This window comes from Colwellia chukchiensis, assembly GCF_002104455.1.
Classification (GTDB): domain Bacteria; phylum Pseudomonadota; class Gammaproteobacteria; order Enterobacterales; family Alteromonadaceae; genus Cognaticolwellia; species Cognaticolwellia chukchiensis.
This window is the reverse complement of record NZ_NBOC01000001.1, coordinates 464,102-476,771: the sequence shown is the minus strand read 5'-3', so window position 1 is coordinate 476,771 and position 12,670 is coordinate 464,102. Positions and strand designations below refer to the sequence as shown.

Sequence of the window (12,670 nt, the reverse complement as noted above, 5' to 3'; positions counted from 1 at the left end):
CCTCACACCCTAAGAAAGTTTATACTTGCTCACTATATCATTAAGCTCGCAAACTAAGTGATCAAGCAATAACATGGGAAAGTTAGCGGGTTTGATGGCTTCGTCAAGCCAAGCTTGCGGGGTCTGACACTTTAAAAAAGCGTTAATCGGTATAAGTAATGCTGAGTCTAACATCAAAATGCTTATTTATATTTTGAACATAAGGCGATTTTACCATAAAGCTAGGGTGATATTCGCGGCTATTGTCAACAAAACTACTCTCTTTTCACCGCCATTGGGCTATTTGTGCACTTAACTAGCAGCCACCGCTTCGCAGTTTAGTGCGATTGAGGACAAAGCAAGTACGCGCGCTATAGCGCTTTGCTTTAACAAAAATTAATCTGCGCCACTTTTTACACTATTATCTGCAAAACAAAGTGCGCTTACCGATAGTTTGGTGTTTATTACTGCGCTTAGCGCTGAAAAATTAACGATGTATTTAAGCCACCAAAAGCAAATGAATTACTCATAACATGGCTTAACTTTGCCGCAACCTTGTTATTTGCGACTAGGTTTATATTGCAGTTTGGATCTTTTTCAACAAAATTAGCCGTTGCTGGCACGGTTTGCTTTTCTAACGCTAAGATTGCCGCTATTGCTTCTAAAGCAGCGCCGGCACCAAGCATGTGGCCATGGGTGCCTTTGGTTGAAGACACAAAAGGTGCGTTAGCGTCGTTAAATACAGACAAAATCGCGGCTGACTCCGTTGTATCGTTTTGCGTTGTGCCAGAGCCGTGAGCATTAATGTAATCTATATCACTCGGGCTTAGCTCAGCATCTTTTAGTGCAGCGATCATGGCTTGCTCTGCGCCCTGGGCAAGTGGCTGAACAATATTGTGTGCATCTGAGCTCATACCGATACCAACTAGCTTAGCATAGCAAGTAGCTCCTCGATTTTTTGCTGTGCTTTCACGCTCTAACACCAAACTGGCGGCGCCCTCACCCATCACTAAACCACTGCGGTTTTTCGAAAACGGGCGGCAACTATCATGAGCAAGCACCCGTAAGCCATGCCAAGCATAAAAATTACCTGGCGTAAGACAGGCTTCCGCGCCACCAACAATGGCATAGTCAATCAAGTTACTGCGCAACATCAAAGTTGCCATTGCAATAGCATGGCCAGAAGACGAGCAAGCTGAAGATGTCGCAAACGTTGGTCCTTTTATGCCGTATTTCATGGCGATATGACCACATGCGGAGCTAGGTAACAACTTAGGCACGGTAAACGGGTGGGTGCGAGACTTACCCTGAGCAAATAATTGTGCATAAGCTTGCTCTATGGTTTCTTGCCCGCCAATACTGGTGCCATGTACGACACTGATCCTGTGTTGGTTACTGGCATTGATCGCTAGCTTAGCATCAGCTATTGCTTGCTCTGCAGAGAGTAAAGCAAATTGCGCAAAAGGGTCTAATAGTTTAAGTTGCTGCTTAGTAAAGTGTTCATTGGCATAGTAGTCTTTTACTTGTGCGGCAAGAAAGTAGCTATTTTCATCGGGCTTTTGTATTAATGTTGGTGCAATAAAGTTAGCGAGAGTTGGCTGAAATAAGTTTGCACAAAATTGAGCAACATTATTACCCGCCGCAGAAATACAGCCCATGCCGCTAACCACGATAGCATCAGACATTTTCGTGCTCTTGCTTAACCAAGTCGCTAACTAAGGTTAATATATCGCGATAATTACTAAAGCTATAACCTTGCTTTTGCAACACACTTTCATCAGGAATTTTAATATCAAATGCTTCTTCGATATCAAAAATAATTTCCACTATAGATAACGAGTCGATTCCTATTTCATCTAGTGACTGTGCATTTGCCACGAGCTCAATATCTTGCTCAGTGTAGTCGCTGAATATGCTCTGTAGTTTTTCTTCAATGCTTTGCATCTAATTGCCTGCTTTTTTATTGTTTACTAGTTTGGTAGTTATCGTAAGTATTGCCAGTACGATAAATATCCATTTTAGCGTATTGGGGTGTTGTTGATAAAAACTCTGCATTGGCGCTATGGTTAGTGTTGTTACAGAATAACCTTGGCTATGTGGCGTAATTTTTGACGAGGAAATTTGTTGACCAAAAGGGTCAATAATAACGCTGATACCATTGTTGGTGTTTCGAACTAGCGGTTTGCGATACTCTATGCTGCGAAAGCTGCTAAGCGCTAAATGCACTTTTTGCCCAGCGGTGTTTCCAAACCAAGCATCATTAGAAGTATTAATCAACAGCTCGCCACCAAGTGCCACTCCTTGCCCTACAGTATCGGAAAATACCGCCTCATAACAAATCAGTGGCACAAGCGTAATACTGTGCTCGGCTAAGGGTAATTCAAATAAGGCCTTGCTTTGTCCAGGCTTATAATTTGCGGCACCAGGAAAGACTTTCCTTAACCAAGGCAGGCTAGTTTCGAAAGGTAAATACTCGCCAAAAGGCAACAACACTTGCTTAGCATAGTTTTGCACTAGGCGGTTATCGAGGACTAACTCCATGGTGTTAAAATAGCCTTGGCTGTCCGCTAAGTTATCCGCAATGGGTTTGATTGCCGTTAACAATAAAGCAGTACCTTGGGTAGCATCACTAAGCTGTTTTTTATCAAACGAAAAATGTTGAAAAGACACCGGCACTGGCAACTCAGGTACGATTATTAAGTCAACTGGCTCAGTCGCAATAATGTTGCGCACCATTGTCATTAGCTCAGGCGCAAGCTGCTGCCAGTCTTCTCGGCTACGATTTTCAATAGTAATATTCGGTTGCACCATAGCAAGATTGATTTGTTTACTGCTTGCTAGGTCTATGGCCTGTGATTGCTTAATTTTCAAATAGCCATAACTGTAATTAGCAAGAAATACTATAGCCGCAAGCAGTACACAGCCTAACTTTTGCTTGCTGCGTTTGCTATCTATAGCGATTGCATTAGCAAGTAAGAAGCAAACACTGTGAATAATAAAAAAAACCAATGCCACGCCACCTATGTCAGCGGCTTGAATAAACAAAGGTTGGTTATATAAACCGTGTGCTAGGTTACCAGGTAATATTTGCGGCGTGTAATTGACGAATACCGTAAAGTTGAGTGCTGAAAATAACGCACCATGTATACTTTTACCACAGTTAAAATATACATGAAGCCAACATGCAACAGCATAAGGTAATGCCGAAACACAACAATAGATTAATACTAAGGGCGTAAGAGCAGCGATAGGGCTATTTGAAATCGCGCTTAAGCTAGGTACCACCCACCAAATACTAAAAATCCACCCTAATGTTGCTGCTAAAAAGCCGCTGACAAATGCTTGGCGGGGAGTTTGTCTTGTTAGCGCTAAACAAATAGGAAGCAATGCAATCCAAGCAAAATGACTATAACCACCGGTAGGAAAAGCGAGATAAAAAAAGCCAACCGTGGTCAGAATTAATAACAGCTCTAGTGCCTGTTGGCGATAACTAGCGTTATTGGCCAAGTTAGCGTTTGCTTGTGTACGCATACTACTTGGGCTTTCGATACCATAGCGCAATCACCAGTACAAACAGTAGCTGACCAATAACATGCAAAGTAGGGACGCTGGAGCCACCGCCTCCGCCACCACCGCCTCCGCCACCACCTCCGGCAGCAAAGCTTATGGGGGAAAATATAATACTAAGCAAAAATAATATATAAATTATAACCTTAAACATGACGCTCTCTATCGCAACTAAACTTCTTTTCGAGGAAAAAAAGTACCACTACAGCAGAGATAAAGTTCACCGTCTGCCAAAAATATAAATGATAAAACTCAAAATTATTATTCGCTTGTCCTATTTCAAAAAACAAGTGAGTGATCCTGAGCACATTTATCGCCTGTAAAATTATCACAGCAAAAATCAACATTTTCAATGTTTTCAACAATGAACGAGCAAAACCTATAATAGCAGCCCAAACACTCGCTAATAACATCAACCCTGTACATTGATTATCAACAATAACATATTGCAAGCTCTGTTGATGGGTCAAAACATTACCATTAACGGTGAATGCAGTACCTAATAGCTGGTGAATGTAAGCAACGGCCTGAGTAAGCCAGTGCTGGATGAGAGTACTAGCTACTGATGACGTATGTATGGCTAACACGATAAATTGTAACAGTATTAATACCACGACAAAGCGTGGGAAAAACCTAAGTAGCGCCGAAGCATTATGATTAGCTGACAGAGTTACCACAATTCAACCTAGAATATTCAGGACTAAAGCATCAATTCTACGAAACTGACAAGTAAAATCAAACATAACCGGTTTTTGCAGTAGCCTACTCTGTTTAGATGAAGCAGCGGGCATAAAAAAAGCACCAACCCTATCGTTAGTGCTTTGTCATGCAAAAGTAACTGTGCAAATTTTATTTTATTAATCGACGCGCAGCAAAACCGAATAAAGCTAAACCGAAAATTGTCAATGTTGCCGGCTCTGGTACGCTAGTAGACTGTAATGATGAAGCAACCCGTAAATTATCGAAAGAGCTGAAACCAGAGAGGTTTCTAAACTGTACTGCACTTACACCTAACATAGCAAAGTTAACACTGCCTTTACCAAGCACATTTTGTTTTATAAGTGGGTTATTTGCGCTATCTAGACTAATCACTTCCCAACTGGCGTTCTGGTTATTGTTGTTGTACCACCCCATATCAAACCCTAAAAAATTAAAGTTTTCGCCAGATATTGCTGATAATGTAAATATGGCACTGCTATTCCAAGTTTCTAGAAAGCGGCCATTGGCGCCCCAACCGATAGCACCAGTCATATTAGTGAAATTAGCACTTGCATTAGTAGTACTGATCACATTAATGCAGTTAGTACAACTAACCGATACTTGAAAGCCAGCCTCGGTATAGACTGGTAAGTTTTGATACCTGAAGCTACTACCTTGTAAATCATCTAAGGTGATTAACGTCGCATTTGCAATTGTTGTATATAACAACACGCCAACTAACATTAAAACTTTAACCAGAGTATTTTTCATTTAAATATATTCCTTTTAATCCCTTTAACACAATATTTGAAGATAAAAGCTAAAAAAAATATTTTTAGCTTTATGTTGACAACAAGCAAAAAGCAGGCCAGTCAAGCAAAAGACATATATTTCAAATGGTTATAGAAAATACTCATAATTAGACTTTATGCATGTAAAAGAACCTGACATCTACGTCTTATCAACCAGTTGATAATAAAAACCATTTAAATATTACTTTTAATAAAAAATTACCTGTTACCAACGAAAAGTTATTAATAACTTATATTAATCCATCTTAATTAAGCAATAAAACTTATAAATATTGCCGTTTCATAGCTAACATAAGCTGAAGTATTATTACCACTAACACCACAACATAATTTGCAGGTTAACAACAGAGGTATTGCACTATTTTATATAATTGGGATAGAGTCTAGCTAAATATTATATTCGCTTGTTAAATAACGCTTGCTTACCATGAGCTAACCTAAAAGCACAGAGCAAACACTAACTCTAAAATAAACTTTGATTATGCTAAGCCCAAGCAAGAAATGAAAACAAAACGTCATTCTGCATCACATAATATTTAACTAAAACTCGCTAACGCTATTTGATAACATAGGCATGTGTTCAATTTCACGAAACAATGATGAAAAAAACAACTGCAAAATCGCTCACCGACAAACACGCCGCGCTTATTCATAGTGAGCAAAAAACCGTCATTTCCCATGTGCAGCGAGAAGATGGTGACTGGTATCTCAACACGCTATTGTTAAAAGGTATTGATGTGCCGTTTAAATACCGCAGAAAAAAGCGCTACAAGTCATTACAAAACCAACAAGTAAACCTCACTTACTACCCGAGTACTGAGTCAGTCGCTGGATTAGATTTTGAATTTATGAAAGTGATTCGTATCAAATTATCTTGATTAAACAGACTGGTAGATGGCTAAAATATAACTTTTTACGCTTAAATATCAATCAACCCTTGACGAATCCCTCGCCATCTTACATAAATAGATTATCAACAATAAAAAAAACAAGGTTGATGGACAATGCAAAGTCGCAGAGAGTTATTTAAATCTGCATTTATTTTTGGGGACAGAAAGAGGTATTTAACATGATTTTAAATCATATCTGGGGGCTTTATACTGCACCTAAAAAAGAATGGCAAACAATTGAAAAGCGTCACGAGAGCTTGCTTTATTCCATGGTTCACATACTCACTATCGCATTAATACCAGCCATTTGTGGTTATTATGCTGCGGCACATATTGGCTGGCAAATTGGTGCCGGTGAACCAATTAAACTTGTACAATCAAGTGCTTTATTTATGGCAGTTGCCATGTATGCGGGCTTGATTTTTGGTGTCTTCGCACTCGCGGTTTTAATTCAGTGGATGGCAAAAACCTTTGACTCATCACCAGACTTTACGCAATCATTAGAGCTAGCAGCCTATGCAGCGACGCCTTTGCTTATGGTAGGTGTAGTGGCACTGTTTCCTGTACTCTGGTTTGTTGTTTTAGCCGGATTGGCTGCGCTGTGTTACTCAGTCTACTTGTTATACTCTGGCGTGCCGATTATGATGAATATTCCGGAAGAAAAAGGCTTTATTTACGCTAGCTCGGTGGTAACTTGCGGCTTGGTATTGATCGTTGCCTTAATGGCTGCCAGCGCCATCGTTTTTAACTCTGGCTTAGGTGTTGAATATATCAGTTAGCACAATAAAGCTAACGCCATAAAAAAACCGCTCGATAAGCGGTTTTTTTGTTTTTAAGGGTAATAAACTCTGCTGTTACTCAGCACCTTCATTATGCATATCAATAATAGAGTCTGCATTTTTATCTGACGTTTCTTTCGTTTCATTATTGCGCAAGGCATCAAGTTGATCTAGATAGCGCTGATCAATATCTTTAGTGACATATTCGCCATCAAAGACAGAGGTTTCAAACTCCTTGATATCTGGATTAGCCGTTGAAACTGCCTCAACTAAGTCTTCTAAGGTTTGAAATATTAACTTATCGGCACCGATTAACTGACAAATATCTTCCAGTTCTCTGCCATGGGCAATTAACTCATTGGCACTGGGCATATCAATTCCATAAACATTGGGAAAGCGAATTTCTGGTGCCGCAGAGGCGAAATACACTTTATTGGCACCGGCAGCGCGCGCCATTTCAATGATTTGTCCTGAGGTTGTGCCACGAACAATTGAGTCGTCAACAAGTAGCACATTTTTGCCAACAAACTCGGCGTTGATGGCATTAAGTTTACGACGTACCGACTTTTTCCGTTGCTCTTGCCCTGGCATAATAAATGTTCGACCTATATAGCGGTTTTTCACAAAACCCTGACGGTAAGGAATATCTAAGTGTCGAGCTATTTCAAGCGCCGTATCGCAAGATGTTTCTGGAATTGGGATAACCACATCAATATCAATGTCATCCCACTCTTTGGCAATTTTATCACCAAGTTTTTTACCCATATCAACGCGCGAGCCATATACCGATATTTTATCTATGGTTGAGTCTGGTCGTGCAAAGTAGACATACTCAAAAATACAGGGATGAAAAGAAGGGTTTTCCGCACATTGCTGGCTATGTATTTTTCCTGACTCAGAAAAATAAATGGCTTCGCCAGGCGCTACATCGCGGACAAATTCAAACTCGTTCGCATCTAGAGCGACAGACTCAGATGCCACCATGTACTCAGTTCCTGTTGCGGTTTCACGTTTCCCAAAAACCAGCGGGCGAATACCATTTGGATCACGAAATGCCACCATACCATAACCAATAATGAGTGCCACCGTGGCATAGGCGCCGCGTACACGTTTATGGACATTGCTTATTGCGGTAAAAATGTCACTTGGGTCAAGTGTGTGTTGATCAGAGTTTTGTAATTCATGCCCTAAAATATTTAATAAAAGCTCAGAGTCTGACGTGGTATTTACATGTCGTCTTGCTTCCGTATTAAGCCAGGCTTTTAACTCGCTAGCATTGGTTAAATTACCATTGTGCGCTAACGAAATACCAAAAGGAGAGTTGGCGTAAAACGGCTGTGCTTCAGAAGAGCTTGATGTTCCGGCGGTAGGGTAACGAATATGACCGATACCTATGTTTCCTTGCAATCGCAACATATGACGGGTGTGAAAAACATCTTTCACTAAACCATTACCTTTGCGTAACCTAAAGGTATTATCGTGAATAGTCACAATACCGGCTGCATCTTGGCCACGATGTTGCAACACCGTTAAACCATCATATAAAGCTTGGCCAACTGGGGTTTGACCAACAATACCAACAATACCACACATGTACTTATTCTCCGATAAACTAAGCTTAGCGACTTAAGTTAAAAAACTAGATGATTGTTTGAGATACTCAAAAAACCATTCAACTATTAATGTAAATTCTGGAATTAAATGAGAGTTTTGCCACCATTGACGCGAAGACGCGGGCGTAAATGCGTCCATGAAAAATAGCAAAGCAGCGGTAATTAACACACCTCGCAACGCACCAAAGACAATACCAAGTAACCGATCGGTACCCGAAAGACCGGTTCGACTAACAAGTTGGCCGATAATGTAGTTAACCAGCGCGCCTAAAATAAGTGTTGTAATAAACAGTATCGAAATTGAGGCCGCATTGCGTAGCAATTGATCTGATATATTGGTTAGTAATGTTGATAAATTAGCGTAAAAATTACTGGCGACAAAAAAAGCACTGATCCAAACAATTAAGGAAACGGCTTCTTTTACAAAACCTCGTACTAAGCTAATTAAAGCAGATATGCCAATGATTGCCAAAATGGCGTAATCTATCCAAACCATAAATCGAATATTCTCATTGATTAGAGGCGCGCATTCTACCAGAAGGCGACTAGAATTTGCTAATAATTTTATTGTTTAGTCGGATAAAATCGTGCAACTTTGCCTTGCACATTCGTCAATTTTTTTAGTTCTGGCAGTTTATTTTCTAAAGATGATTTAATTAATTCAGGGCCAACAAAGACTTTAGTCAACTTGCCACTTTTCGTATTTATTGGTCGAGTGAAAACCGTGTAGCCGGCTTTCTTTAGCTTACTCACTAAATCGTCGACATTATTTTGATGACGAAAGCTGCCCAGTTGAATTGCCCATGCCTGTTTGACAACGGCTTTACTCGGTGTGGTATCTTTTTCAACTGGCGTGTCTGCTTTGTCAGCAGCTTGGCTTGTAGTCTCGGTAAAGTCAGCAGTTTTTGCCATGCTGCTTACTGTGACGTGTTTTTCATCTAATGCGGTTTCAACGTTTACGGCACTAACATCATCCAAAGCCGTGTCATCACTAATAACTTTTGCTGGAATTTTAGCTAACTTCTCTTCGGGGAACGCTACTTTGGCATCCGCAAGTTGCACTGGCGGTGCTTTTGGTAGCGTTTCAAAATTATCTTGATAAGTCTTTTTATCACCATCAAGTACATCAGGTAAGAAAATAATTGCAACAGCTGCAACAATAATAGTACCCACTAGGCGGTTTTGAAATGGTGTAGACAAGATAGACTCCAAGCTTTGCTAAACTAATAAACGTCTTATTTCAGCAACCGTAAAAAATGACCCAAAAACCAGTATCAGATCAGTTGCTTTCGCATTTTCCATTGCCATTTTAAATGCCTGAGAAACATTGTCAAAACAATTCACTTGCTTGGCATTTTTCATATATTGGGCGATGTTATCTGCTGCACTCGCTCTGGGGACATTAAGGGTACCAATATACCAGTGCTTTACCACAGGTAATAATGGCGCTACGGTATTCTCAATATCTTTGTCTGCAAGCATGCCTAACACCGCATGTACGCATGGGTAAGACAGCTTTTGCACTTGCGTCGCTAAATAGCGTGCCGCTTGAGGATTATGACCAACATCCAAAATAACATCGCACCCAAAGGAGAACTTTTCCATACGCCCTGCAACTTTAGTTGCTGCGATGATCTGGTTAATAAAATGGCTGCTTAACGTTAAAGGGCATTTTGTCGCTAGTAAGTCTAACACCATTATGGCGCTCGCCACGTTGTCTTGCGGGATATGGCAAGCCGTTAGTTCGCTATATTGATTACGACTACTGCCCCATTGCCAAGTGCCACTTGCTTCAGTGTTAACGATAAAGTCATGGTGTCGAAAATATGGCTGTGCGCCAATGGCGCTAGCATGATCAGCCAAGCTTTGTGGTGGATTTGTGTCACCGATCACCACAGGCTTATTAGCCCGCATAATACCGGCTTTTTCAAAACCAATGGCTTCGCGGGTATCCCCTAAAAATGCTTGATGATCTAAATCTATGGTAGTGATCAGTGCAATATCAGCATCAATAATATTGGTTGCATCTAATCGTCCCCCTAAACCTACCTCTAAAATAACCACATCAGGTGCCGTAGCCATTAGCACCAAAAACGCCGCCAACGTTGTATATTCATAGTAGGTTAAGCTGATATCACCGCGCGCGGCTTCAATTTTTTCAAATGCGCTAACAAACGCATCATCGGTTGCCTCGGCCCGATTAATGCGTAAACGCTCGTTAAAACGCTCTATGTGAGGAGAGGAATAAACAGCGCATGATATGTTTTGGGCTAATAATGCATTTTCTAAAAATGCGCAACTAGTGCCTTTGCCATTGGTACCCGCAACTGTGATTACCACAGATGAGGTTAAGTCGACATTTAACGCTTTTGCAACGGCAGCAATACGCGATAAGCCGAGCTCGATTTCAACATTGTGAATATTTTCTAAATAAGAAAGCCACTCAGTAAGGTTATTCCTTACTAAATGGCCTTTAATCATTTTTGACATGGTATTTGTGTTAGATTGCTGGGCTATCTTGTCCCATAAACTTGGCAAGCATGCGTGCTAACGTGCTGCGCATTTCACGGCGATCAACTATGATATCTATCGCGCCTTTTTCCTGCAAAAACTCACTACGTTGGAAGCCTTCAGGGAGTTTTTCTCGCACAGTTTGTTCAATAACTCGTGGTCCGGCAAAACCGATCAGGGCTTTGGGCTCAGCCACGTTAATATCTCCTAGCATAGCTAAACTCGCAGAAACCCCTCCCATGGTTGGATCAGTTAACACCGAAACATAGGGTAGACCTTTTTCACTCAATTTAGCCAATGCGGCACTGGTTTTTGCCATTTGCATTAAAGAAAATAACGCCTCTTGCATACGCGCGCCACCACTGGCTGAAAAGCATACAAATGGCAGGTTATGCTCAATGCAATATTCAACCCCTTTAACAAACCTAGCGCCAACAACAGACGCCATAGAGCCACCTAAAAATGCAAATTCAAATGCAGCAACAACGATGGGCTGACCATGTAGTTCACCTTTCATCACCACTAAAGCATCTTTTTCACCGGTATTTTTTTGTGCGGCTGAAATACGATCTTTGTAACGCTTAGAGTCTTTAAACTTTAGAATATCTTGTGCTTCAAATTCTTCACCTAATTCAACCCGCTCACCTTGATCAAGAAAGCCGTCAATACGTTTACGCGCAGATATACGCATATGATGATCACATTTTGGACACACCGACATTTGGCGCTCTAATTCGACTCGGTACAGCACTGCATTACAGCTAGTACACTTACTCCACACACCTTCAGGGATATTGCGTTTTTGTGTCGATTTTGCTTTCGGGAGAATTTTTTCAATCCAGCTCATAATATATTTTTTGCCTATGCACGAAAAACCTAATAGTTGCTTAAAATACAACCACTAAATATAAAATTTTTACAGAATACAAATATAACTTGGAATTAGACCATAGAACACCTACATAATTATAGAAAAAACTGGTCTGTTTTCTTTATTATTTATTGATTATAGTAGAAACAAGGGTCCTGGGCTACGCTTTGGAATGGCAAACGCTTCTGGGTAATCAACATCAACAAAATAAAGCCCCGCTGACGGTGCGGTAATGCCGGCAACACAACGATTTTTTGCCGCCAACACTTCTTTGAGCCAACTCACAGGTTGTAACTCTTGGCCAATTTTCATTAAACTGCCGGCAATATTACGCACCATATGATGTAAAAAGGCATTCCCTTTCACATCAATAATAATAAACTCCCCTTGGCGTGTAACATTACAATGATACAAGGTACGAATAGCAGAATGAGACTGACAATGTACTGTGCGAAATGATGTAAAATCATGACGACCAACAAGTTGCTGCGCCGCTTGGTGCATTAAGTTTTCATTTAACGGGTAGTGGCAAAAGCTAATACCTGTACTCAAAATAGCTGAGCGCAAGCGGCTGTTATTGATAATATAGCGATACCGCCTTGCCGTTGCACTAAAACGGGCGTGAAAGTCATCTGGCACAGCTTTTACCCATGACACAGCGATATCTTTGGGTAAGTTGGTGTTTACACCTAATGTCCAAGCCACATCTTTACGTACTTTTTTTGTGTCAAAGTGAACAACCTGATTAGTGGCATTCACGCCTGTATCTGTGCGCCCTGCACATACTACTTCTATCGGTTCATTAGCAATTTTTGACAACGCTTTTTCCAGTGTTTCTTGAACACTGATCACCTGCTTTTGTCGTTGCCAACCATAGTAGTTACTACCATCATATTCTATGCCCAAAGCGTAACGCATTTTATCCTCCACTGCTAAAGTGCGGGCATTA

At 40.8% G+C, this 12,670-nt stretch carries 15 protein-coding genes; 2 read left to right on the top strand and 13 right to left on the bottom strand.

Annotation, left to right across the window (positions count from 1 at the left end):
* Positions 1-9 precede the first annotated feature (9 nt).
* The 7 genes from miaE to B6K83_RS02120 all read right to left on the bottom strand — a co-directional run bounded on the left by miaE (position 10) and on the right by B6K83_RS02120 (position 5,016).
* Entirely contained in the window at positions 10-174 is a 165-nt protein-coding gene (gene miaE / locus B6K83_RS02150) for a tRNA isopentenyl-2-thiomethyl-A-37 hydroxylase MiaE (RefSeq protein ID WP_085282775.1), read from the bottom strand.
* Positions 175-452: 278 nt separating this feature from the next.
* A complete protein-coding gene (locus B6K83_RS02145; protein WP_085282772.1) occupies positions 453-1,664 on the bottom strand; it encodes a beta-ketoacyl-[acyl-carrier-protein] synthase family protein in 1,212 nt (403 codons plus the stop codon).
* On the bottom strand, positions 1,657-1,923 hold the full coding sequence (locus B6K83_RS02140; protein WP_085282770.1) for an acyl carrier protein: 267 nt from the start codon (positions 1,921-1,923) through the stop codon (positions 1,657-1,659). Before B6K83_RS02140 ends, B6K83_RS02145 begins: the two co-directional genes overlap by 8 nt.
* The gene (gene lnt / locus B6K83_RS02135; protein ID WP_085282768.1) at positions 1,924-3,510 is read right to left on the bottom strand and encodes an apolipoprotein N-acyltransferase; all 1,587 of its coding nucleotides are present in this window, start codon (positions 3,508-3,510) and stop codon (positions 1,924-1,926) included.
* Position 3,511: 1 nt separating this feature from the next.
* On the bottom strand, positions 3,512-3,700 hold the full coding sequence (locus B6K83_RS02130; protein ID WP_085282766.1) for a hypothetical protein: 189 nt from the start codon (positions 3,698-3,700) through the stop codon (positions 3,512-3,514).
* Positions 3,693-4,223 carry an archaeosortase/exosortase family protein gene (locus B6K83_RS02125; protein ID WP_158088307.1) on the bottom strand — a complete coding sequence of 177 codons (531 nt, stop codon included), beginning with the start codon at positions 4,221-4,223 and terminating at the stop codon, positions 3,693-3,695. Before B6K83_RS02125 ends, B6K83_RS02130 begins: the two co-directional genes overlap by 8 nt.
* Positions 4,224-4,395: 172 nt before the next feature.
* On the bottom strand, positions 4,396-5,016 hold the full coding sequence (locus B6K83_RS02120) for a PEP-CTERM sorting domain-containing protein (RefSeq protein ID WP_085282763.1): 621 nt from the start codon (positions 5,014-5,016) through the stop codon (positions 4,396-4,398).
* A 637-nt stretch (positions 5,017-5,653) separates the two neighbouring features.
* On the opposite strand from B6K83_RS02120, the gene B6K83_RS02115 reads away from it, so the two are divergent.
* Positions 5,654-5,935 (top strand): hypothetical protein, encoded by a 282-nt coding sequence (locus tag B6K83_RS02115; protein WP_085282761.1) that lies wholly within the window; start codon positions 5,654-5,656, stop codon positions 5,933-5,935.
* Positions 5,936-6,126: 191 nt separating this feature from the next.
* Positions 6,127-6,726 (top strand): Yip1 family protein, encoded by a 600-nt coding sequence (locus B6K83_RS02110; RefSeq protein ID WP_085282759.1) that lies wholly within the window; start codon positions 6,127-6,129, stop codon positions 6,724-6,726.
* A 75-nt stretch (positions 6,727-6,801) separates the two neighbouring features.
* On the opposite strand, the gene purF is transcribed toward B6K83_RS02110, so the two are convergent.
* The 6 genes from purF to truA all read right to left on the bottom strand — a co-directional run bounded on the left by purF (position 6,802) and on the right by truA (position 12,639).
* Positions 6,802-8,319, bottom strand: coding sequence for an amidophosphoribosyltransferase (gene purF, locus B6K83_RS02105; RefSeq protein ID WP_085282757.1), 1,518 nt, complete (start codon positions 8,317-8,319; stop codon positions 6,802-6,804).
* A 33-nt stretch (positions 8,320-8,352) separates the two neighbouring features.
* Positions 8,353-8,835: a CvpA family protein gene (locus tag B6K83_RS02100; protein WP_085282755.1), complete on the bottom strand. Its 483-nt coding sequence runs from the start codon at positions 8,833-8,835 to the stop codon at positions 8,353-8,355.
* A 68-nt stretch (positions 8,836-8,903) separates the two neighbouring features.
* Entirely contained in the window at positions 8,904-9,539 is a 636-nt protein-coding gene (locus B6K83_RS02095; RefSeq protein ID WP_085282753.1) for an SPOR domain-containing protein, read from the bottom strand.
* 18 nt (positions 9,540-9,557) lie between these two features.
* A complete protein-coding gene (gene folC / locus B6K83_RS02090) occupies positions 9,558-10,829 on the bottom strand; it encodes a bifunctional tetrahydrofolate synthase/dihydrofolate synthase (RefSeq protein WP_085282751.1) in 1,272 nt (423 codons plus the stop codon).
* Positions 10,830-10,839: 10 nt separating this feature from the next.
* Complete coding sequence (accD, locus tag B6K83_RS02085) at positions 10,840-11,697, bottom strand: acetyl-CoA carboxylase, carboxyltransferase subunit beta (RefSeq protein ID WP_085282749.1); 858 nt, start codon at positions 11,695-11,697, stop codon at positions 10,840-10,842.
* 159 nt (positions 11,698-11,856) lie between these two features.
* Positions 11,857-12,639 carry a tRNA pseudouridine(38-40) synthase TruA gene (gene truA / locus B6K83_RS02080; protein WP_085282747.1) on the bottom strand — a complete coding sequence of 261 codons (783 nt, stop codon included), beginning with the start codon at positions 12,637-12,639 and terminating at the stop codon, positions 11,857-11,859.
* Positions 12,640-12,670 lie beyond the last annotated feature (31 nt).